Origin of the sequence: Marinobacter sp., from assembly GCF_046484525.1 — a bacterium.
Taxonomy (GTDB): domain Bacteria; phylum Pseudomonadota; class Gammaproteobacteria; order Pseudomonadales; family Oleiphilaceae; genus Marinobacter.
On the sequence record NZ_JAWOIS010000016.1, the window covers coordinates 51,062 to 74,523 of the forward strand.

At 55.4% G+C, this 23,462-nt stretch carries 17 protein-coding genes, 1 tRNA gene and 2 pseudogenes; 11 read left to right on the forward strand and 9 right to left on the reverse strand.

Annotated elements, in window-relative coordinates:
* Positions 1–5: 5 nt before the first annotated feature.
* The 4 genes and pseudogenes from R6W86_RS03735 (at position 6) to R6W86_RS03750 (ending at position 1,362) form a co-directional block, all read left to right on the forward strand.
* Positions 6–79 (forward strand) — tRNA-Gly (locus tag R6W86_RS03735).
* 499 nt (positions 80–578) lie between these two features.
* Positions 579–854, forward strand: a pseudogene (locus R6W86_RS03740) (transposase); the annotation flags it as partial.
* An 11-nt stretch (positions 855–865) separates the two neighbouring features.
* Entirely contained in the window at positions 866–1,135 is a 270-nt protein-coding gene (locus R6W86_RS03745; RefSeq protein ID WP_410328048.1) for a hypothetical protein, read from the forward strand.
* A 29-nt stretch (positions 1,136–1,164) separates the two neighbouring features.
* Complete coding sequence (locus R6W86_RS03750) at positions 1,165–1,362, forward strand: hypothetical protein (RefSeq protein ID WP_410328123.1); 198 nt, start codon at positions 1,165–1,167, stop codon at positions 1,360–1,362.
* A 76-nt stretch (positions 1,363–1,438) separates the two neighbouring features.
* Here R6W86_RS03750 and R6W86_RS03755 read toward each other — a convergent pair whose 3' ends face one another.
* The 7 genes from R6W86_RS03755 to R6W86_RS03785 form a co-directional block, all read right to left on the reverse strand.
* A complete protein-coding gene (locus R6W86_RS03755) occupies positions 1,439–2,506 on the reverse strand; it encodes an alanine/ornithine racemase family PLP-dependent enzyme (RefSeq protein WP_410328049.1) in 1,068 nt (355 codons plus the stop codon).
* A 102-nt stretch (positions 2,507–2,608) separates the two neighbouring features.
* Positions 2,609–4,051 carry a Na+/H+ antiporter NhaC gene (gene nhaC / locus R6W86_RS03760; RefSeq protein ID WP_410328050.1) on the reverse strand — a complete coding sequence of 481 codons (1,443 nt, stop codon included), beginning with the start codon at positions 4,049–4,051 and terminating at the stop codon, positions 2,609–2,611.
* Between the two features lie 182 nt (positions 4,052–4,233).
* Positions 4,234–5,703, reverse strand: coding sequence for a succinylglutamate-semialdehyde dehydrogenase (gene astD, locus R6W86_RS03765; protein WP_410328051.1), 1,470 nt, complete (start codon positions 5,701–5,703; stop codon positions 4,234–4,236).
* A 1-nt stretch (position 5,704) separates the two neighbouring features.
* Positions 5,705–6,733 (reverse strand): arginine N-succinyltransferase, encoded by a 1,029-nt coding sequence (astA, locus tag R6W86_RS03770; RefSeq protein WP_410328052.1) that lies wholly within the window; start codon positions 6,731–6,733, stop codon positions 5,705–5,707.
* 42 nt (positions 6,734–6,775) lie between these two features.
* Entirely contained in the window at positions 6,776–7,795 is a 1,020-nt protein-coding gene (locus tag R6W86_RS03775) for an arginine N-succinyltransferase (protein WP_410328053.1), read from the reverse strand.
* A 2-nt stretch (positions 7,796–7,797) separates the two neighbouring features.
* Positions 7,798–9,033 carry a hydrolase gene (locus R6W86_RS03780; RefSeq protein ID WP_410328054.1) on the reverse strand — a complete coding sequence of 412 codons (1,236 nt, stop codon included), beginning with the start codon at positions 9,031–9,033 and terminating at the stop codon, positions 7,798–7,800.
* A 2-nt stretch (positions 9,034–9,035) separates the two neighbouring features.
* Positions 9,036–10,250, reverse strand: coding sequence for an aspartate aminotransferase family protein (locus R6W86_RS03785; RefSeq protein WP_410328055.1), 1,215 nt, complete (start codon positions 10,248–10,250; stop codon positions 9,036–9,038).
* A 235-nt stretch (positions 10,251–10,485) separates the two neighbouring features.
* Here R6W86_RS03785 and R6W86_RS03790 point away from each other — a divergent pair, with 235 nt between their 5' ends.
* From R6W86_RS03790 to R6W86_RS03800, 3 genes and pseudogenes are all read left to right on the forward strand, one after another.
* The gene (locus R6W86_RS03790) at positions 10,486–11,523 is read left to right on the forward strand and encodes a GlxA family transcriptional regulator (protein ID WP_410328124.1); all 1,038 of its coding nucleotides are present in this window, start codon (positions 10,486–10,488) and stop codon (positions 11,521–11,523) included.
* A gap of 149 nt (positions 11,524–11,672) precedes the next feature.
* Positions 11,673–16,475 (forward strand): NAD-glutamate dehydrogenase, encoded by a 4,803-nt coding sequence (locus tag R6W86_RS03795; RefSeq protein WP_410328056.1) that lies wholly within the window; start codon positions 11,673–11,675, stop codon positions 16,473–16,475.
* A gap of 109 nt (positions 16,476–16,584) precedes the next feature.
* Positions 16,585–16,740: pseudogene (locus R6W86_RS03800) on the forward strand (transposase); the annotation flags it as partial.
* Positions 16,741–16,906: 166 nt separating this feature from the next.
* On the opposite strand, the gene R6W86_RS03805 reads toward R6W86_RS03800, so the two are convergent.
* Both R6W86_RS03805 and R6W86_RS03810 read right to left on the reverse strand, forming a co-directional pair.
* Entirely contained in the window at positions 16,907–18,340 is a 1,434-nt protein-coding gene (locus R6W86_RS03805) for a gamma-aminobutyraldehyde dehydrogenase (protein WP_410328057.1), read from the reverse strand.
* A gap of 11 nt (positions 18,341–18,351) precedes the next feature.
* Entirely contained in the window at positions 18,352–19,272 is a 921-nt protein-coding gene (locus R6W86_RS03810; RefSeq protein WP_410328058.1) for a LysR family transcriptional regulator, read from the reverse strand.
* A 241-nt stretch (positions 19,273–19,513) separates the two neighbouring features.
* On the opposite strand from R6W86_RS03810, the gene R6W86_RS03815 reads away from it, so the two are divergent.
* The 4 genes from R6W86_RS03815 (at position 19,514) to R6W86_RS03830 (ending at position 23,438) form a co-directional block, all read left to right on the forward strand.
* Positions 19,514–20,650, forward strand: coding sequence for an ABC transporter substrate-binding protein (locus tag R6W86_RS03815; protein ID WP_410328059.1), 1,137 nt, complete (start codon positions 19,514–19,516; stop codon positions 20,648–20,650).
* A gap of 85 nt (positions 20,651–20,735) precedes the next feature.
* On the forward strand, positions 20,736–21,737 hold the full coding sequence (locus R6W86_RS03820) for an ABC transporter ATP-binding protein (RefSeq protein ID WP_410328060.1): 1,002 nt from the start codon (positions 20,736–20,738) through the stop codon (positions 21,735–21,737).
* Entirely contained in the window at positions 21,734–22,666 is a 933-nt protein-coding gene (locus tag R6W86_RS03825) for an ABC transporter permease (RefSeq protein ID WP_410328061.1), read from the forward strand. The genes R6W86_RS03820 and R6W86_RS03825 overlap by 4 nt, the downstream gene beginning before the upstream one ends.
* Entirely contained in the window at positions 22,656–23,438 is a 783-nt protein-coding gene (locus R6W86_RS03830) for an ABC transporter permease (protein WP_410328062.1), read from the forward strand. The genes R6W86_RS03825 and R6W86_RS03830 overlap by 11 nt, the downstream gene beginning before the upstream one ends.
* The last annotated feature ends 24 nt before the right edge of the window (positions 23,439–23,462 follow it).

A 23,462-nucleotide genomic window follows, 5' to 3' on the forward strand; every position in this document is an offset into this window, starting at 1 on the left:
CTTATGCGGGTGTAGTTCAATGGTAGAACGGCAGCTTCCCAAGCTGCATACGAGGGTTCGATTCCCTTCACCCGCTCCATTTAAAATAATCAATAAAAAAACAATAAGATAGATGGCTTAGGTAGGACGCTTCCCCCTCTCAAGGTAGGACATAAGAATTCTTATGTCTTGAGTATGGGCTACGTAATCCTTTGTGCTCAAGGGGCAATTGATCAGGGTATCGTGTTAAGGCTGTTGGACTTGAAAACCTTTTGACTAAAGCGCCAGTGTCGACTTCATCATCACCATTTTTCAGTGAGTTGCTGTCAAAGTTAATGCGAACGAGGCTCAATAGTTCATATACCGTTATTTGGTCTGCCCGCGCTTTCGAGTTGATCTACGGATTCCTCAATAACTTCTATGGCCTCCGCCACTTTTTCATTTGGCGTGTCGCCAACACCAGCGTACCCCGTAAGCCGCAGCTACCCTGACCAACCTGGTCAGGCGCGCCATCGACCTGCTACGCAGCCGGGTACTGGCCATGGATGGGACGCTCATCAAAGCCGGTCATCAGGGCCGGGCAGGCCCACATCGAACAGGTGCCCAGCGACCCGCTGGCCGAGGCCCTGAACAACGTACTCAGCCGGGAAGCCAGCCTGACCGCATTCCTGGAAAACCCGGACGTGCAGCCAGACACCAACCACCTGGAGCGGGCCCTATGCCCAATTCCAATGGGCAAGAAAAACTGGCTGTTCTGCTGGACCGAACTGGGCGCGGAACACCTGGGCATCATCCAGAGCCTGATCAGCACTTGCGAGCTGCACGGTGTTAACCCCTACACCTGCCTGGTGGACATGCTGCAGCGCATCGGCCAGTGAGGTCGCGTATGCGCATTGAAGACATGAGCCTCGACCAGTCGGTGGAGCTGAACCACTGCATCTGCCGGCGCATCGACGAACTCCGGGACCGGGAAAATCTCCAGGCGCTAAGCCAGTTGCGGGTGGGCCTGAAAGTGACCATCGAGGGCCAGAAAGGAGCCGTGTTGGGGATCGTCACCAAGATCAATCGCAAGAGCGTGTTCGTGCCGGCTGAGAATGGAACGACACAATATAAAGTCTCACCAGGAGTACTCCGGCCTCCGCGTGAGGAGAAGTAGGTCAACTACGTCGTGGAACGACCGCTTACATTCCTGGTGCTCAAATCGACCGTTTTCCCGCATCGGTTCTTGAATCGTTTTTCAGCAACCCATACACCCTGAGTCCGCAAACTGACCGGATGGGCGCACGCCTGAACGCCCCCACGCTGCATCCGTTGGGAGAAAGGCTGATATCGGAAGGCACCAGCCTTGGCGCCATTCTGGTTCCAGCCTGTAACGCTCCATGAGGCACAGGTTGAGGAGAAACGTTTTCTGGCATTTTTCTCTGATACCGGCCCGGGGCGGAATGCAGCCCGACCGGGTTCATAGCGAAGCCGCAGTAGCCCGTACCTTGGCTACGTAGGGAGACGTCATAGCCTGTAGTAATGCGGCATAGTTCAACCGGAAGCCCACTATGTCGCCTAACTGCACCGCATCATTGGCGACGTCCAGAATCAGGTGATCACTGCTTCCCCCCAAGATTGTGATGGTCTCATCTTCGGGAGTGAGCTCTTCTACCGGTACATCTTGCCGACCGATCGCAGCAATGGCCCGGGTGTGCCGACCGAGGTCGTCGAACTCCTGTACCTTTCCAAAAGCATCCATGCCACTTAGCCCCTGAGGTACAGAGTTTTTGATCTTTACCTCAATCACCTCCGCTTCCAGTGTAAACACATCACAGTGCATGCCAGCCACAGGTTGCCCTTTTGCGGTTTCCTTACCCAGAAATAGTGCTTCCCCGAGCCGCAAGTGGTTAATACCCTCCGGCATATCACCATCCAATAGGAGTGGCAGTGAGCTCGAATTACCGCCGGACACAATGCTCAGGCGGTGCCCCAGTTCCCCCATGATCTTGTCACGGAGGATGAGGAGATCACGCATTTTCTCGGGCGTGGGCAGAATGCCGCCATAGCAGGTCAGGTTGGTGCCGATACCGCACCAGTCGATGTGATCTTGCTCAAGAATGAACCTCCCGAAATCCAGTATGTGCTCCGGTAACACGCCTTCTCGCAGATCACCAAGTTCGACCATCAGAATCACTTGGTGAATAACGCCGACCGCTTTGGCTTCGGCCTGGAGTCGGCTCAGGGTTTCCTGTTCCGAGATCAGGCTGGTGTCTACGTATTTGATCACGTCTTTAATTTCGTGCCAGCCCGGGAGACGAAGCAGCAGGGTTTTGCAACGAGGTAACAAGGCTTTGATTGTCTTCAGGTTGTCGACCCGGGAATCGGCTATTTCCGAAATGCCTTCATCCAGAAGTACTCTGACAATATCGGGATGAGCACAGGTGGCTTTGGTGACGGGCACCCAAATGACTGGCCAGGTTTGGCTATCACAGGATCTTTTGAGGAAGCGGATGTTCTCGCGAAGTTTGGTTTCGTTCCAGAGCAAGCGGGGGAATTTCTCCACGGGTATCAACCTCAGCGCTGATGATCTGACGAAAAAAGCCCATTGGTGCTCCGGTAGCGACCAATGGGCTTAAGGGTTCCGGGATCAGGCTTTGTAGTCCGGATACGCCAGATCGTCGTTAATCACCAAGGGCTCCTGCTCCTCACCGGGCTTCAGTTTAACGATCGAGAAACCGGTGATGGCATAGATGATGGAAATGATCGGCACCACAAAGTTCAGGATGGCGTAGGGTGCGTATTCCCAGGCGCCCACCCCCAGAGTTGCGAGGATAAACACACCACAGGTGTTCCAGGGAATGAAGACTGAGGTCAGTGTGCCGCCGTCTTCGAGTGCCCGGGACAGGTTTTTGGAATGCAGGCCGCGTTCACGATAAACTTTGGAGAACATCCGTGCCGGCACAACCACCGAGATGTATTGCTCGGAACAGGTAGCATTGGTCAGGAAGCAGGAACCGATAGTGGTCGGAATCAGAGTTCTGGCCGATTTGGTCATGTCCTTCATCTTATCTACGATTGCCTGCAGCATACCGGTGTTTTCGAGCACGCCGCCAAAGGTCATGGCGACAATGGTCATGGACACGGTGTACATCATTGAATCAATACCACCGCGGTTGAACAGTGAATCAATCACGGAGTTACCGGTTTCAATCACGTAACCGTTTTGAAGCGCGCTGACGGATACGGCAACGCTGTCGCCCTGAACAAATATCTGGCACAGGAAACCCAGTACAATACCAGCAACCAGAGCTGGCAAGGCCGGAATTTTCTTGGCGACCATCAGGATGACGGTTAGGGGCACTACCAGCAGCCAGGGTGAAATAACAAAATTGTTCTCAAGCACTACCATGGTGTTGCTGATTTTGGCCACTTCGGCATCTGTTGCGGCAAAACCCAGGCTCATGTACCAATAGGCTGCCAAGGCAATCAGTAAACCGGGAATGGTGGTGTAAAACATGTGCTGAATGTGGACAAACAGATCCGTGCCCGTGAGGCCTGAAGCCAAGTTGGTGGTGTCGGACAACGGAGACATCTTGTCACCGAAGTAGGCTCCGGTGATGACAGCACCGGCAACCATAGGTGCGGGAATGCCCATACTGATACCAATGCCCATCCCGGCAATACCGATGGTGCCCATGGTGGACCAAGAGCTACCGATAGCTATCGATACCACGGCACACATCAGGGCAATAGAGACCAGGAACAGCTCGGGGCTTAGTAGTTTCAGACCATAAAAAATCATGGTCGCAACTACGCCACCGCCCATCCAGGAACCGATGGCCAGGCCAACCAGTATGATGATAACCACTGCCGGAAGCGCCAGGCGTATCCCCTTGTAAATACTGTCTTCAATTTCTTGCCAGTTAAAGCCGAATTTCCAGGCCACCAGCGCTGCAATCACAGTACCAAATGCCAGGGGGATATGAGGCCCGCCTTCGAACACTACGATGGTGATCAACATGGCCACCACCATCAGAACGATGGGCGTTAACGCCCAAAAAAATGGCATGGGTTGGTTTTTGCGAATCATGTAAATGTACCCTTCTTGTTTTATGCGACGGTTAGAAATTCGCACAGCATGAGCGCTCGCGTAAGCTTGACAACCCGGAATCGTCGCAACTATGAAAATGCAGGTCGCATAACCGAAAAAGACGCCTTTGCGAGGCGTCTTTTTCGGTTACTTCAGTGGGTGAAAGCGGTCAGAATAGCCGCTCAGCCGATTTTCAGGCCAGGTGCCAGACTGGATGGCAAAACCAGTTCTTCTGCCTCAATGCCGGCAACGGGATAAGAGCAATAGTCCGCCGCGTAGAAGGCGCTGGCACGGTGGTTTCCGCTGGCCCCCATGCCACCAAACGGCGCCGCACTGGACGCACCGGTCAGCTGCTTGTTCCAGTTCACGATGCCGGCCCGAATCCGATCGTAGAAGTCTTCAAAACGTTCCTGACTTTCACTGAACAAACCAGCCGACAGCCCGAACCGGGTGTTGTTGGCCAGCTGTATGGCTTCATCAAAGTTCTGGTAGCGGTATACCTGCAGCACCGGGCCAAAGATTTCTTCATCGGGCACATCGGCTACCGCCGTGACATCAATTAGCCCCGGTGAAAGCAGCCCGGTGCCCGGCTTCAGGTGCCGGCTGGTGACCAGAGCACAACCGCCCTGCTCCAGCAGCTGTTTCTGGGCAGCCAGAACGCCCTGTGCAGCGGTTTCGGAAATCACGCTGCCCATAAAGGGCGCGGGATCATCAAAGGCGCCACCCACCTGAATGGCCTCCACCGCCCGGGCCAGGGCATCCAGGAAGTTGTCCCCCCACTCACCGGCCGGCACCATCAACCGGCGAGCGCAGGTGCAGCGCTGGCCAGAGGTAATGTAGGCAGACTGGATGGTTTCGTGTACCGCTGCAGTCACATCTACGGTTTCATCCACAATCAGCGGGTTGTTGCCGCCCATTTCCAGTGCCAGGATTTTACCCGGGTTGCCGGCGAACTGCCGGTGCAGAATTTCGCCGGTGGTGGAGCTGCCGGTAAAGAACAGGCCATCAATATTCGGGTGATTGGCCAGGGCAATGCCAGTTTCTTTCGCACCCTGAACCAGGTTCAGAACACCGGCAGGCAAGCCGGCCTCGAGCCAGAGTTCTGCCATCTTGCCGGCGACCGCCGGCGTCTGCTCGCTGGGTTTGAACACCACGGTATTACCGGCAATCAGGGCCGGAACAATATGCCCGTTGGGAAGGTGACCGGGGAAGTTATAAGGGCCAAACACGGCAACCACGCCGTGAGGTTTATGCCGCAGCACCGCCTTCGCACCCGGCATATCGGTACTGCGCTGGCCGGTGCGCTCATTGTAAGCCTTCACCGAAATTTCGATTTTGCCCATCATGGCGGCCACTTCAGTCAGGGCCTCCCACAAAGGTTTTCCGGTTTCCGAGGCAATACAGCGGGCCATAGTCTCTTTGTGTTCGCCCAGCAACTCGCCAAAACGGCGAGCTATGGCTACACGCTGCTCAAATCCGGCCCGCGACCAACCGCTACTTGCGGCTCTGGCTGCTTCTACCGCGCCGGCCACCTGGGCTTCATCGGCGGCATTGCCCTGCCAGAAAACCTCTCCCGTCGCCGGGTTCAGGGAAGACAACGAGGGCCCGATGCCTACTTCCCACTGATTGTTTATAAGAACCGGTAAAGTCATATCAGGCACTCCTTTTCGCGGAAAGCGGCACAATTCGAACCCGGCCATTTTCAGTAATGTTCAACGCATCCAGCACGTCCTGAGGCAGGCCCACCAAATCATCGTCAAGGACAGCAATCTGGCTCAGGCAGCAGCGGAAATTCAGAAATTCGGTGTTGCTCACCAGGTAGAGCTCACCCTCCGGATCAACCTCGCTCAACCTGGCCCGTCGATGGCTGCTGTCGTTGATGGCCCTGATGTCATCCATTCTGGCAACCAGAGTTGGTCCGCCATCAAAAATGTCGATATATCCGGTGTAACGCAGGCCTTCTGCTTCCAGCAGCTTCCGGGCAGGCGTCGTTTCCGGATGGGTCTGCCCCATGGCATCCTGCGCCGCCTGTGGCAGCAAATTGGTGTAGATAGGGTTTTTGGGCATCAACTCGGCAATAAACACCTTGTCCATAGACGAAAGCTGATCCGCCTGAGCGAACTCCAGGGAGAAAAAGTGTTTTCCCAGGCCTTCCCAAAAGGGCGGCACACCCTGCTCGTCAGCATAGCCACGCATTTCAGCCAACATGAATTCGTTGAACCGTTCGGGGAACTCCGCCATGAACAGAAATCGGGATTTGGAAAGCAGCGCGCCGTTCTTGCCGTAGCGCCCCTCCGGAGCCAGGAACAGTGTGCACAGTTCCGAGTAGCCGGTGTGGTCGTTGCTCAGGGTGAGCGTGTTCACCAGATTCCGCACGCCTAGTTCACGGGACGAATGCAGCAAAGTGCCCATGTGGTAGTTGTACCAGGGCTCACTCACACCCACGGCGGCCTCGACCGCGCAAATGCCCTCAACCTTGCCGGTGGCGGTATCTTCCATAACAAACAGATAAAAAGCTTCGTCGGGAACCTCTCCCTCTTTCCAGGCCTCCAGGGCCGCTTCCATCTTGCGGGCCACTTGGGTGTCGTCATCCTGAAGGGACGTAAAGCCTTTACCGGTTTTACGGGCGAGTTCTCTCAGAGACGGATGATCTTCCGCTCTAATGGGGCGTACTGCCATCATATTGTTGTTACTCCAGATGTTCAGATAATAGAAGGCGTGGCCTTAATCAAGCCAATAGACCCGGGCCCTGCTGCCATCGGTAAGCCCCAGGGCTTCGGCTGCCGGGCGGTTCAATGTGGGCTCAGCCGGATTCAGCATCACTTTCAGGCAGCAGTAATCCTGCAGGCCATCATTGCTTACCAGTGCCGGCCGGCCATCCTCGGCGGTCATCGCCTCCTCGCGGACTGCCAGCGGCATCAGCCGGCTTTGCGTCATCACCTTCAGCATATGGGTGGGTGCTTCAAGGGTTGGGCCGGCATCGAAAATGTCGACGTAGTTACGGTAGGTAAAGCCCTGCTCCTCAAGCAGCTCCAATACTTCGGCCGCGTCTTTTCTCGGGCGCCCCAGAGCAGCCCTGGCGGTTTTTCCCAGTAATGGCAGATACACCGGATGCTGGGGCAACAGGTCTGCGATAAAGCTCTTGGAGTCGATACCGGTAAGATAAACCGCTTTACGTAACTCCATACTGAAGAAGTGACGCCCCAGGTTTTCCCAGAACGGAGACTTACCCTGGCCGTCCGTCACGCCCTGCAACTCGGCAATGAGTCGGGAAGCAAAACGTTCCGGGTGAGCTGCCATAAACATCAGGCGCGAAAGCGACAGCAACCTGAGGTTATCCGGGCTGCGGAAATCATCTTCAAGGAACAGGGTATAGAGCCGGGATGCACCGATGTAATCCTGGCAAAGGTGCAGTGCCGGAATGCGGTTGTGAATTTGCAGTTCGGCGGACGCCTGAACCACATCGCTGATGCGATAACTGTAGAACGGAGAACCTAATCCCACGGCCGCTTCGATACCAGCAATACCGACGATCGAGTGGGCCACCGTGTCTTCCAGCACGAAGTGGTAGCTCTCACTGCCAGGCTTTTCGACAGAGGCTTCCACCGAGCGGGTACTGCGACTGATCAACTCGCTCAGATGGTCGCGATTGGCGGGCAGCGTTGTCAGCCGGCCACCACAAACAACCGCCAGTCGTTCTATGCCCTGAAGGTCTGAGAAATTTACAGGCCTGAGTATCAACATGATCAATCCACTCCCAGCCAGTCCAGATCCGGGCTGGTTGCCAGTTCCATAAGCATAAGGGCACTCAGTTTGGCCCTCTGCACCAGGCTATCCACCTTCATGTATTCGTCTGAAGAGTGGATAGCGCCCCCTTGCACGCCAAGGGTGTCTATGTTCGGAATTCCGGCGGCCGCCAGATTATTGCCATCACAACAGCCGCCGGTGGGTTTGTGTTCAATACGCATACCCAGGCTGTCTCCGCATTGCCTGGCAAGTTCGAACAGCCGCAGATTGGCCTGGCTGAGTTGCTTGGGTTTGCGACCAAAACCTCCGTGCAGTTCGATGGAAAAACCGTCTTTTTCCGCAGTGGCGGCCAGCAGATGATCAAGCTGTGCCTGGCACCAGGCCTCATCTTCAGCGCGCTCCAACCGGATATTGAAACGGAACACACACAGATCCGGCACGATGTTCACTGGCCCGCCCCCTTCAATGTAGCCCGGATTGATGGTTACTCCATCTCTCTGGCCGTTCAGGCTGTCCAGGGCCGAGACAAAGTCTGCCATGGCCCGAATCGCATTGCGCCCGAAGTGATGCTCACGACCCGCGTGAGCCGCTCTGCCACGTACCACCACGCTGAAGTTGCCGCTGCCCTTGCGCTGCCCGGCCAGATTTCCGTCCGGAAAACTCGGCTCGTAGATCATGCCGAGGTGTACCCGTTCCGCTGCTTCGGTAATCAGCTTCGCTGATGATGGCGAGCCAATCTCTTCATCCGGGTTGAACAGGATTTCCCAGCCGATACGGTCGCTGAAGCTGCTTCGCTCCAGAGCCTCAAGAGCTGTCAGCATAACCACCAACCCACCTTTAAGATCAGCAACGCCCGGGCCATTCAGTGTGTTGTCATCCAGCCAGCTTACCTTCTGAAAACTGTGATCCTTCGGAAACACCGTATCCAGGTGGCCACACAGAAAGATCTGGAGCGGAGCCTCCGGGCGTTTGCGCACCCGGATCGCATTACCCAGCGGAAATTCTTCCACCTTTCCCTGGCCGGACACATGGCGATAAGACGCCACCGGCACCACTTCAACTTGCCCGCCCAGATGCTGGCAGTGTTCCGCCAGCATCTGGCCTACACGGTTTACGCCCTCGGCATTCAGTGAACCGGAATTGACCTCAGCCAGCGCAATCGTTTGCTGCAGCATGGCATCTTGCCTGGAGTCAATCCAATCGAGGCCTGGCTGGAACTTCGGATCAAAAACCATGTTCACTCCGACAGTTTCTTTTCAATGGCGGCATCAAGGCGTGCCATGGCCTGGCGAATTTCGTCTTCCGGAATGTTCAGTGCCGGTGCCATGCGCAACACGTCGGGGCCAGCCACCAGCACCAGAACACCCTCGCCCCGGGCCGCCGCCAGAAACTCGCCGGCTTTGCCGTGCCAGGCGTCAACCAGCTCAGCGCCAATCAGCAAGCCCTTGCCACGAATCTCTTTGAAGATATGGTGGCGAGCATTGATTTGTGCCAGCCCTTCTTCAAACAGTGCACGTTTACGCAAAACACCTTCCAGAACATCCGGACGGTTTACCTGATCAAGCACTGCTCCGGCGACCGCGCAGGCGAGCGGGTTACCACCGTAGGTGCTGCCGTGGGTTCCAATACCAAGACTGTCTGCAATCTTGCTGGTTGTCAGCATCGCACCTATCGGGAAACCACCGCCCAGAGCCTTGGCTGACGTGAGAATGTCAGGTACCATCGGCGTATCCATATAGGCGAACAGGTGGCCGGTTCGGCCAACGCCGGTTTGCACTTCATCAAACACCAGCAATGCGTTGTGCTGATCACAGAGTTCACGCACACCTTTCAGGAACTCGGGGTCGGCGGGAATAACACCACCCTCGCCCTGGATCGGCTCCAGAACCACGGCACAGGTATTGTCCGAAATCAGAGCCTTCAGTGAATCGAGGTTGTTGTATTCTGCATGGGTGATGCCGGCCGGCACCGGCTCAAAGCCCTGGCGGTACTTTGGCTGGCCGCCAACTGAAACCGTGAACAGAGTGCGACCGTGGAATGACTGGCGGAACGAGATGATTTCGTTCTTATGTTCGCCGTAGTGGTCGAAAGCGTATTTACGCACCAGCTTGAATGCGGCCTCGTTGGCTTCACCTCCTGAGTTACAGAAAAACACCCGCTCGGCAAAGGTGGCCTCAGTCAGTTGACGTGCCAGTTTCAACGCCGGCTCGTTGGTGAAGACATTGCTCAGATGCCAGAGATTGTCTGCCTGATTTTTGAGAGCATCGACCAAAGCAGGGTGACAATGCCCCAGCACGTTCACCGCAATACCGCCGGTTACATCCACATATTCCCGGCCGTCCTGATCCCAGATTCGGCTGCCCTCACCGCGAACCGGAATAATCGGCTGAGGATTGTAATTAGGTACCATTACGTCGTTAAAAAGTGCACGGGATAAGGGATTATTGTTCATACGTTTTTTCAACCTCTGTTCAATCCGGTTTGAGCCCGGCGTTGGGCTTCATTGTCTTCTTCAGTATCTGGGATAACCCGTTCGGGTAATTTCGAAAGTGCGACACCAAATTGCACTAAGCTGACCTGAGGGAGGTAAGAGAGGGGTGAAAATTTAAAAAAGCGTTTAGTCTTGCCGGTAACTTAAATAACCCGTGATGCCACCGTGAAAATGGATAGCTGAGCCAGTGAAGCTCATGGAAATTACCGGAAAATGCCAGAAAATCGGTTTTCTGCTAATGCCAAACTTCTCGCTGATTGCCTTTTCATCGGCGATTGAACCGCTGCGCATGGCAAACTGGATTACCGGCGCAGATCTCTACTCCAGCTGCCTGATCAGTCAGGATGGCAACGCAGTTATCAGCAGTGCCGGAGTATGTACCGAGGTTGAATACAGCCTGGAACAACTTCCCGTGCTGGATATTTTATTTGTCTGCGGGGCCAGCCCGATAGCGCGCACAGGAAACGAGACCATCATTGCCTGGCTGAGAAAGGAAAAGCGCTCCAGCCTTGCCATTGGCGGAATCGGCACAGGCTCTTATGTTCTTGCATGTGCAGGGCTTCTTAATAACCACCGGGCCACTATTCACTGGTGGGATATGGATAGCCTCAGAGAAGACTTCCCCCATATCCAGGTGACCAACAACCTGTTCGAAATTGATAACTCACGCTTTACCTGCAGTGGCGGCACTGCTGCCATGGATATGCTGCTATTCCTTATCGGCCAGCAGCAGGGTGCGGATCTGGCTGCAGCCATTTCCGAACAGTTTGTCTGCGAGCGTATACGTACCAGTCAGGATCAGCAGCGAGTACCGTTACGGGCCCGGATAGGTGCCAACCAACCCAAGCTCATTGAGGCGGTGCAGCTGATCGAGGCGAACATTGAAGAGCCTCTTTCCACCAGCGACCTGGCCCATCACGTTGGTGTTTCCCGGCGCCAACTGGAGCGACTATTCCGGCAACACCTGCAAACCATGCCCTCCCGATATTATCTTCAGGTGCGACTGGAAAAAGCCCGGCAGATTCTTCACCGCACCGACAAGCCGATTTTGCAGGTAGGCATAGAGTGTGGCTTTGCCAGTGCGTCCTACTTCAGCACCGCTTACCGTAACCATTACGGTATTACCCCCCGTGAAGAGCGCAAGCGCATGGTCGAAGATCCGCAGGAAACAAACGCCGGATCAGGTGCCCTGCTCCACCATTCACGACTGATGACGCCAGACGCCGACTTATAATCGCTGCAAAGGCGATGAACGCATTTTCAAAATTCAAGGTCGACTCTTTGCAATATTGTTTTCTGTCGCCGGCCTACATTATGGCGCTATAAGCCAACACCCGGCTTGCAGGGTGCCCCGCACAAAATACAGTTGGAGACACAAAGCAGATGACCATCCGCACCACCAAAAACAACATTCTCTCGCAACTCAAAGACCGCCTGTTCAGCGAGCTTGATCAGGACACGGCGGTCCGGATAAACGATTTCGCCCATAGCTTTTTCCATACATCACCGGCTTCCGATCTGGTGCAAACGCCTCTGGAGAGCCTTTACGGGATTACGTTATCCAGCTGGGAGTTTCTGCAAAGCTTTGATGGCACGACACCCAAGGTGAGGGTCTTCAACCCCAATCCGGAACAGCATGGCTGGCACAGCAACCACACGGTTATTCAGGTTCTCTTCAACGACATGCCGTTTTTGGTGGACTCTGTGCGGATGGAGCTTAACCGCCAGCAAGCCGGCATTCACGTAATTCACAGCGCGGTGCTCCGGAACCAACGGGAGAACGGCAAGCTTCAGGCCGCCGGCGGTGAGAAAAAGGCGGAATCGTGCATGTATGTCGAAATTGACCGCCACACCGATGACGACTGGATGAAACAGCAGGTCCGTTCACTGGCAGACGTACAGCTGCTGGTGGCTGCTGCCGTCAGCGACTACCCGGCCATGACCGATCGCACCGGTGAGCTTCAGGCCAGGTTAGCGAACCAGAAAGGACAGCAAGCGCAGGAGGCCGCCCGGTTTCTGGGCTGGCTTCTGGAGGACAACTTCACCTTTCTGGCCGCAGACGAGCTGGAATTCGATGATGTCAACGGGCAACTTACGGCACGCCGTATTCCCGGCCGCGAACTGGGCACCCTGAAGCGGGAATCATCAGCCATCCGCAAACAGGTTTTCAATGACCTGACTGAAAACGAACAGAGCGCCATGCGCGATACCAGCCCGCTGCAACTGGTCAAATACAGTAAAGCGGCCCGGGTACACCGCCCTGCTTACCTCGACACGGTGGTCGTCAAAAAATTCGATGCCGAAGGTCGGGTATGCGGCGAGCACCGGCTCTTTGGGCTCTACACAGCTCCGGTGTACACATCCGCACTGGATCGCATTCCGATGGTGAGCACCAAGTTCGGAAATGTGGTGGCCAACAGTGGCTTCAGCCGCCATGGTCACGCCGGCAAAGCCCTGATTCAGGTCCTTCATGAATTGCCCAGGGATGAAGTATTTCTGTCCAGCGAAAGCGAATTACTCGATCTGGCTTTAGGGGTCTTCAATCTTCAGGAGCGCCGGATGCCCAGTTTGCTGACCCGCAAGGACTCCTGTGGCAAGTTCCTGACCTTTCTGTATTTTCTACCCAGAGATAGTTTCAATACCGAGCAAAGGCTGCGGGTTCAGCGGTTGCTGGCAAAACACCTGAAGACTCAGGAAATCGAGTTTACGACGCATTACAGTGAATCAATTCTTACCCGCGTGTACTTTGTTGCCCGGGTAGACAGCCAGGTCATCAATCAAGTGGACTTCCAGGCCCTTGAGGACGAAGTTATCGCCATTTCCCGGTCCTGGAATGATGACCTGGCTCAGGCTTTGGTCACCACCTGTGGTGAAGAACACGGAAGCTCCCTGGCCAACCGGTTTCGCAACTCGTTTCCATCCGCCTACCAGCAGCACTTCACCCCAATGAGGGCTGTTGGCGATGTCCAGCGACTGGCAGAGCTGACAGACACCAATCCCATCGGCATCAGCTTCTATCATCTACTGGAAGAGCCAGGGAACATCCTGCATTTCAAACTCTTCAATGCCGGCGCACCACTGGTACTGTCAGATATAATCCCGGTTCTGGAACAGTTGGGCATGTGCGTTCTGGGTGAATACCCCTACCGGGTGCAGGATGAACACGGCAAGCAATACTGGATTCACGATTTCAATCTCCGCTATCAACATGCCGAAAACGTAGACCTGGACCAGGTCAGAACCCTGTTTCAGGACGCATTTACCGCCGTCTGGAATGGTCAGGCCGAGAGCGACTCCTTCAATCAGCTAGTGATCGGCGCCGGCCTGGATTGGCGGGAAATTGCTATGCTGCGCGGATATTCCCGTTATAATCAGCAGATCCGTTTCGGGTTCAGTCAATCCTTCATTGCCTCGGCTTTGGCCCGACACCTTCAGGTTACCCGCCTACTGGTAGCGTTGTTCCGTGCCCGCTTTGAACCCTCCCGGCAGAAACGCAAAGCCGCAGCGGTGTCGGAGCGCATAGAGGCCAGCATTCTTGAAGCGCTGGATAAAATCGAAAACCTCAACGACGATCAGGTGCTTCGGCGTTATCTGGAACTGATTCTGGCCACACTGCGAACCAGCTATTTCCAGCGGGATAAGCAGGGCTACCTGAAAGACTACGTGTCTTACAAGATCAATCCCCACGCCATCGCCGACATACCGCTGCCAAGGCCCATGTTTGAGGTATTCGTTTACTCTCCCCGGGTGGAAGGCGTGCATCTGCGCGGTGGCAAAGTGGCTCGCGGCGGCCTGCGCTGGTCTGACCGCCTGGAAGACTATCGCACCGAAGTTCTTGGCCTGGTGAAAGCCCAACAGGTCAAGAATGCCGTGATTGTTCCGGTTGGTGCCAAGGGCGGTTTTGTTGCCAAGCAACTGCCGGAAGGCGGCTCCCGTGAAGACATTCAGGCCGAGGGCATTGCCAGCTACAAGGTGTTTATTTCGGCATTGCTGGACATCACTGATAACCTTCAGGGTGGTGATGTGATTCCCCCGAAAGAGGTGGTACGCCATGACGGTGATGACCCCTATTTCGTTGTGGCCGCAGACAAAGGCACGGCTACCTTTTCGGACATTGCCAACAGCATTGCCGAAGAGCGCGGCTTCTGGCTGGGTGATGCCTTTGCATCCGGCGGTTCCCAGGGCTATGACCACAAGGGTATGGGCATCACGGCTCGTGGTGCCTGGGAATCGGTGAAACAACACTTCCGGGAGCTGGGCCTGAACACCCAGACCGAAGACTTCACGGTTGTAGGTATAGGCGATATGGCCGGCGATGTCTTTGGCAACGGTATGTTGCTGTCTGAGCATATCTGCCTGGTGGGTGCCTTCAATCACCTGCATATTTTGGTTGACCCCACGCCGGACGCCGCCGCCAGCTATCAGGAGCGAAAGCGCCTGTTCAGCCTGACCCGGTCCAGCTGGGAGGATTATAACCGCGAGCTGATTTCCAAAGGCGGTGGTATTTTCTCCCGCGCGGCCAAGTGGATAGAGCTGACACCGGAAATGCAGCACTGCTTCGAGATCAAGGCGGACCGGCTCTCGCCGAACGAACTGATTCAGGCGATGCTGAAAGCAAAAGTAGACCTGATCTGGAACGGCGGCATTGGCACCTACGTAAAAGCCTCTTCGGAAACCCATGCCGATGTGGGGGACAAGGCCAATGACAGCCTGCGCATTAATGGCTGTGAACTGCGCTGCCGGGTGCTGGGTGAAGGTGGCAACCTGGGCTTTACCCAGCTCGGCCGTATCGAATTCTGTCAGGCTGGCGGCAAAGCCAACACAGACTTCATCGATAACGCCGGTGGTGTGGACTGCTCGGATCACGAAGTAAACATCAAAATCCTGCTCAACGAGCTTGTTGCCCAGGGCGACATGACCATGAAGCAACGCAACAAGTTGCTGCGGAATATGACCGACAGTGTGGCGAAACTGGTACTGGCCAATAATTATGATCAGGCCCTGGCGATCAGCCTTGCCGAAAGCCATGCCCGTCGTGCCCCCAATGAATATGCCCGGCTAATCCAGCGCCTTGAACAGCAAGGCCGGCTGAACCGTTCTCTGGAATTCCTGCCGGACGATGAAGCCCTTACGGAACTTGAGGCAAAGGGCGCCAGCCTGACACGGCCGGAGCTGTCGGTGCTGATTTCCTATGCGAAAGCTGAAATCAAAGAGTCACTGATCGATTCCGACTTGATCAACGACCCGTATCTGCGACTGCAGATCGATATGGCCTTCCCGCAACAGCTCACCGGTCTTTACCAGAGCCAGGCCCACGACCACCGCTTGCGTCGTGAAATACTGGCTACGCAGTTGGCAAACGGACTGGTCAATCATGTCGGAATTACATTTTTCGACCAGATCATCCGCTCCACCGGAGCCGCCGCAACGGAGGTTGTTCGGGCTTACATACTGGCTCGTGACGTGTTCAGCATGGCGGACACACGGGCCGCCATTAAAGCACTCGACAATCAGGTAGACACAGCGGTTCAGCAGCAAATGCTGGCCGACTTCAACCGTCTGATGCGTCGCGCCACCCGCTGGTTTATCCGAAATGCTGGAGAACAACAGGATCTCGGAGCCTTGATCGAGCAATACCAGCAACCTGTATCCGGCCTGATCAGCGCCCTGCCGGGCCTGCTGTGCGGTAGTGCCCGTGAGCCGACCGACCGCCGACTGGCCGCCCTGACCGAGGCGGGTATTCCGGAGGAACTGGCCAATCGGGTTGCCGCTATTGACAGCTTATACGCCCTGCTTGGCATCGTGCGCTCGGCCATCGGCAGCGAGCAGTCACCTCTGAAAACCTCCGAGGTTTATTTCGCCATTGGCGAAACTCTGAAGTTGCAGGACTTTGATGAGCGAATCCGCGGCATGGAGGTAGACACCCATTGGCAGGCGGTCGCCCGTGAAGGGATTAGGGAAGAGTTAACCCGCTTGCAACAGACGATCACCGAAACGGTACTGTCTGAACCGGCCGGGGTAAGCTCCAACGGTCCAGACGCCGTGAGTGCATGGCTCAAACGCCAGAATGGCAATCTGTCCCGCTGGCATGCTATGTCTGGCGAGATTGTCTCTCAACTGGCCCTGGACGTATCCATGGCGAGTGTTGCAGTGCGGGAACTGCGTGACCTGAGCAACCGGCTATAAGGTTTGACGACCGGGGACGACACTGACCAACTTAATTCAAAGTGTAGTGGTTCAATGATTCCGGACACCAACGTAGGTGGTAAGATCACCACCATAAACGAGGTGTCTGATGATCAGAAAGCGACGTTCTTTTTCTCCTGAGTTCAAACAGGAAGCAGCCAGCCTGGTGCTGGATCAAGGCTATACGATACCTCGGGCCAGTGTGTCCCTGGGGGTCGGTGAAAGTGCTATCCGGCGCTGGGTTAATCAACTGACCGAGGAGCGTGAATGTAAACTTTACCGGATAAGGGATGATTCGAACCAGTTGTATATTGATGTTTGTCCCAATCGATATGAATCCGGGAACGTTCGCCTGAGCTGGTTGGGCAAAAAAAATAGAGCTGGAGGGAGCTACCCACCAAGAATCAATTATATTTCCCATAAATCGTCTATTAGTGCGAAACCATGATATGCCGCATAACAGAGTAATCATCTAAGGCAAACGCCGAGAGATCGTTACCGTATCCAGACGCCCTTAATCCACCGTGCGGCATTTCGCTGGCGAGGAGGAAGTGGCTGTTAATCCAGGTCGCACCGTATTCCAGCTCCGAAGCTACGCGCATCGCCCGACCGATATCGGCTGACCAGACTGAAGACGCGAGACCGTATTCGGAGGCATTCGCCCAGCTAACAGCTTGCTGCTCGTCGTCACAGCAGGTGACCGATACCACTGGCCCAAAGACCTCGGCCTGAACAATCTCATCGGAGTGTTGAGCTCCGACAATCAGCGTTGGAGCATAAAAATATCCCTCCAGATCAGGAATATAACCACCCACTGCCACATCGATATGAGACTGCTCCCTGGCTCGCTCCACAAAACTGGCAATACTATTGCGCTGGCGATCACTGATCAGCGGTCCAACATCATCCTGCTGCCGTGACACCCCGAACCGGAGCCCGCGAACCCGCTCCGACAGCATTTCAACAAACTGGTCGTAGATCCCTTTCTGAACGAAAATGCGACACGCGGCCGTGCAATCCTGCCCCGCATTGTAATAGCCATAGCGCGCAACGCCGGCCACGGTCTTTTCAACATCGGCATCGTCAAGGACAAGCACCGGCGCTTTGCCGCCGAGTTCAAGGTGTGTTCGTTTAACACATTTATGGGCTGCCTGAAGGATCTTCTGGCCCGTTGGAATGCCGCCTGTGAGAGAAATCATACGGACCCGGGGGTTTGCGATGAGCTGGCGACCCACGCTCTCACCCCGCCCGGTGACAATGTTCAAAACACCCGGGGGCAGCACCGACGCAATCAGGCGGGCGAGCGCAAGCGCCGTGTAAGGCGTCAGCTCGGATGGTTTGAAAACGACGGTATTACCCGCCGCAAGAGCTGGAGCAATTTTCCAGGCCGCCATCATGACGGGATAGTTCCATGGTGCGATGGCGACAACGACGCCGACGGCTGATCGCCGCACAAAGCTGGTCTGCCCCGGGCAGTACTCTTGGGCCACGGGGGCCGCCTGATTACGAATCAGGCCCGCGTAATATCGAAAGGTGTCCGCGGCGGCCGGGACCTCTTCATCCAGCGCCTGACCGGGATTTTTGCCACAGTTGATCGTCTCCAGGCCGGCAAGCCATGGCTTCGTCCGCTCTATCGTTTCGGCAATCGACAGTAGCAGCCTGGAGCGCTGGTTAATGGACATTCGCGACCAGGCATGAAAAGCGGTGCTGGCCTGTGCTATAGCGTCATCGACCTGATTGGCCGAGGCCTCAGGTACCGCGCCGAGCGATTGGGCGGTCCTCGGGTCATAGATGGTTTCGGCTGCGCCCAAGCCAGTGCAAAGCTGGCCGCCGATCAGTAACTCTGTGGGCCAATCATCAATCATTATGCATAACTCTATATAGGCAGGGCGGATCCTGAAGCCGATGGCAGTTGCTCCCGTGCCACCGACACAAAATATTCAACCAGTGCGTTGCGACGACCACCCCGACGCCAGGCCAGTCCGATGTCCAGCGTGTCGGAGAGATCAATGATCTGCCGCGCTTCAACACGATCACCTTCCAGTGACCAGGGGCGGTAGGTCATATCCGGCATCAGAGCCACTCCCATTCCAGCATAAACCAGGCTTCGCACCGCCTCTACAGAACCACTCTGAATGGCGATTTCCGGTTCCTGCGAAAAGCCGCGCCACAGACTTCGGATCTGATCGCTGAGATCATCAACTCTGAGCAGAATCTGGGGTTCCCGCAACAACTGGTCCATGCTGATGGACTCTTCCAGCAACAGAGGGTGGTGCGGCGGTAACCACGCCCGGTAACGGGAATAGGTCAGAACTTCGGTATTGAGCGCTTTGTGGTTCTCGATACTGGAAAGAAGAAGCACCCCCACGTCCAGTTCACCATTGACCAGCAAATGTTCGATGTAGGAACGGTCGTCCTCGAAAACACGCAGTTCCACGTTGCCATAAATTTTCTTGAAACCGGAGAGCAGGTCAGCGAGATAGTAACCTGAGACCAGGCTTGTCACACCAATGTTGAGGGCACCAATGACTTCATCGGTTGCCTCGGTCAGGCTTCGTTTTGCGTTGTCGACGGCCGACATTATCTGGTAAGCCTGACGCAGAAACTGATGGCCGGAATGGGTCAGCTCCATGCCCTTGGAATGCCGAGCGAACAGACTGACGCAGACATCGTCCTCAAGCTGTTTGATGGCGGTTGTGAGCGTCGACTGGGAAATATGTACGGCATTGGCCGCCGATGACACCGAGCCAGTCTCTGCAACCGCAATGAAGTATTGAATCTGCCTGAACGAAAACATGTCGCCATGCTCCTGCAGGGTATCCGTTATGCCGGGCCCGAAATCCGATGATTCGTTACGGGAAGCTCATTATTCAACGAGATATCGATTTTTTCAATGGCAGGCTTCTTTATTTTGTATTGGCTATGCCCCGCGATTGCTGAATAAGCTCTAGGAAAGAACTCATAAAAAAAGAATCTTCAACAACAAGTAAAATACGTTGTGCTAACAACGCGGCTCACTCAGACGACAGGTATCGGCCATGAAAATAATTAATCTGAAACTAGCGGCGCTTTCGCTCACCCTTATTTGCACCAGCGCTTATGCTGCCGAGGGCTTGGAAGGTCAGGTCAACATCGTGGCCTGGCCGGGGTACATCGAACGCGGGGACACTGATCCCAATTACGACTGGGTGACCCAGTTTGAACAAAATACCGGCTGCTCGGTTAACGTTAAGACTGCAGCGACCTCGGATGAGATGGTCAGTTTGATGGCCAAAGGCGGTTATGATCTGGTCACCGCGTCGGGTGACGCCTCGCTTCGCCTGATTTTTGGCAAGCGCGTTCAGCCTATCGATATCAGCAGAATAAAGGCCTGGGACTCGATAGATCCCCGCTTGCAGGATGGTGCCTGGTTTACCATCAACGGCGAGCACTACGGCGTGCCTTTCCAGTGGGGCCCCAACCTCTTGATGTACAATGCCGATGTATTTCCTACTCCGCCTGACAGTTGGGATGTGGTCTTTGAAGCCATGACACTCCCGGACGGCAAATCCAATGAGGGCAGGGTTCAGGCATACGATGGACCGATCTATATCGCTGACGCTGCGCTTTACCTCAAAGACAAGCGGCCTGAACTCGGCATCACCGATCCTTACGAACTGAATGAAGATCAGTATCAGGCTGTCCTGGCCGTGCTGCGTAAACAGCATGACGTGCTGCATCGTTACTGGCACGACTACAACGTGCAAATGAGTGATTTCAAGAATGAAGGCGTTGTTGCGTCCAGCGCCTGGCCCTTCCAGGCCAATGCCCTGAAGGCGGAAGGTCAGCCCATTGCAACAACCTTCCCCAAAGAAGGCGTTACGGGATGGGCAGATACCACCATGCTGGCTACAAATGCTGAAAACCAGGAGTGCGCCTATGCCTGGCTGAACTGGTCAATCACGCCCAAGCTGCAGGGTGACCTGGCGTCCTGGTTTGGTTCCGTACCCGCCGTACCCGCAGCCTGTGAAGGCAACGATTTGCTGGGCGAAGATGGCTGCAAGGCCAATGGTGCAGACCATTTCGAACAGGTCTCGTTCTGGAAGACTCCGAGAGCTCAGTGTGACGGCGACAAGGGCTGCGTGTCATACAGTCGCTGGACGCAGGATTACATCGCCATCATGGGTGGCCGCTAGCCCCCCCCCCGCCTGCCGGGAGCCTGTTCCTGTGCGTAACGGGGACAGGCTCGATTGCCGTCAATTTCAGGAATCCGCGTCATTTATGTCAGTGATCTTTGAGAATGTGAAACGTCACTTTGGCGATGTTAAGGCTGTCGATGATGTGTCTATTACAGTCAATGAAGGTGAGTTCTTTTCCATGCTCGGACCTTCCGGGTCGGGCAAGACCACCTGCCTTCGCCTGATGGCGGGATTTGAGCAGCCAACGTCTGGCACCATCTACATTAACGGTGAAGATGCCACATGGCTTCCTCCCTACAAACGCAACGTGAATACGGTCTTCCAGGACTATGCCCTGTTTCCTCATATGACCATCGAAGACAACGTCGGTTACGGGTTGATGGTCAAAGGGGTTCGGCGCAAAGACCGTGCAATCCGGGTCAAGGATGCGCTGAAACTGGTGGATCTGGCGCACGTCGCTAATCGCAGACCCAACCAGTTGTCCGGTGGGCAACAGCAGCGCGTGGCACTGGCGCGGGCACTGGTGAACCAGCCCCGGGTGTTACTGCTGGATGAACCGCTGGGCGCACTGGATCTGAAGCTTCGCGAACAGATGCAGGGTGAACTCAAGGCCCTGCAGAAACAGCTGGGCATCACTTTCGTCTTCGTCACACATGATCAGGGCGAAGCCTTGTCCATGTCCGACCGGATAGCAGTATTCAACCAGGGCCGCATTGAGCAGATCAGCACCCCCGAAACACTCTACGAGTCGCCGAAAACCCGCTTTGTTGCCGACTTTATGGGAACGGCAAACATCATTGATAACAGCCTGCTTCCCGACTTCATCGACCGCCCTCAGGTTTTCGCACTGCGCCCGGAAAAAATCCGACTCAACAGCGGCCAAGGCGATATGACATTGCAGGGCCAGGTGTCCGAAATTTTCTACCAGGGCGCGGTAACCAAAATTGAAGTCCGGCTGCCCAACCATCGGACGTTACTGGTCCAGCCTCCCTATGTCTTTGATCGCAGCTCGCTGGGCGACCAGCCCGTCAGTATCAGCTGGGACCGCGCGGACATGGTGAGGCTGGAGGAACCGGTGTCATGATGCCTGCTATCACGGAAAACCGTGCCACCGCCAGCAACTCGAGATCTCTGTTCAACCGGCCACGCCTGAAGCTGATACTGCTACTCGGCCTGCCCGCCGTCTGGTTTCTGGTGATTTATATCTATCCACTGCTGCATCTGCTGAGCCAGTCCTTCTATACCTTCGATGACTTCACCATGACTGTGGTCAGGGATTTCAGTCTCGAGAACATCAGGAATCTGTTCACACCCGCCAACGCCGACATCATTATCAGAACAGCCACCATGGCACTGGCGGTGTCGGTATTCAGCGCGGTTATCGCCTTTCCTGTGGCCTACTACATGACGCGTCATGCCTCGGGGAAGATGCAGGCGTTTCTGTATATCTCCGTCATCCTGCCCATGTGGACCAGCTATATCGTCAAGGCGTATTCCTGGACCCTTATCCTCTCGCAGGAAGGTGTGGCTTACTGGATCATTGATGGACTGGGCCTGACCAGCGTACTGCATGCGATCCTTGATATACCGTCCATTGGTGGCAATACCCTGTCCACCTCCAATGTGGGACGTTTTCTGGTATTCACCTATATCTGGTTGCCGTTCATGATATTGCCGATACAGGCGGCTCTGCAGCGGCTGTCGACGAGTTTGCTGGATGCGTCGAATGACCTTGGCGCACGCCCTTTCCAGACGTTTCGCCATGTCATTCTGCCACTCTGCATTCCCGGTGTTATTGCCGGCTCCATCTTCACCTTTTCTCTGACGCTTGGTGACTACATCGTTCCGCAGCTAGTGGGTCCGCCCGGCCTGTTTATTGGCAACATGGTCTACATCCAGCAGGGTTCGATCGGCAATATGCCAATGGCGGCGGCTTTCACTCTGGCACCGATCCTGATAATCGCGGTCTATCTCTACTTTGCCAAAAGGGCGGGGGCGTTCGATGCACTCTGATAAATCGACCTGGCTGCTGAAAGGGCTTGCGCTGGCGGGTATCTGCTTTCTATATTTCCCGATACTGATCATTCTGATCTATGCCTTCAATACCGAGGAATCGGCGTTCTCGTTCCCGCCCAAAGGGTTCACGGTCGAGTGGTTCTTCAAGGCCGCCGAGCGTGATGACATCTTTCAGGCGGTCGGCTTTTCCCTACAGATTGCGGCGATATCCACGCTGATCGCACTGTTATTGGGATCACTGGCAGCGCTGGCACTCTACCGGAACAATTTCCCTGGCAAAAATGCCTTCACGCTGATTATGATCCTGCCTATCGCACTGCCCGGCATTGTCACCGGCCTCTCGCTGCTGAGCACATTCAAGTCAGCCGGCATCACCCCGGGTATGGCGACCATCACCATCGGGCACGCAACCTTCTGTGTGGTGATCGTCTACAACAATGTTGTCGCCCGGCTGCGCCGCATTTCATTCAACATCGTCGAAGCTTCCTATGACCTGGGAGCAAGCGCCTGGCAGACTTTCTGGCACATCATCCTGCCCAACCTGGGAGCATCCCTGTTTGCGGGGGGCCTACTGGCATTCGCGCTGTCTTTCGATGAGTTGATTGTGACGATTTTTACCGCGGGTCATGAGCCGACCCTTCCGTTGTGGTTGCTCAACCAGCTATCCCGGCCGCGTGATGTGCCCATCACCAATGTAGTGGCACTGCTGGTCATGATGATGACCATGCTTCCCGTACTGCTTTCCTACTGGCTCACCAAAGACCGATAAGGACCAAGCCATGAACCAAATGAT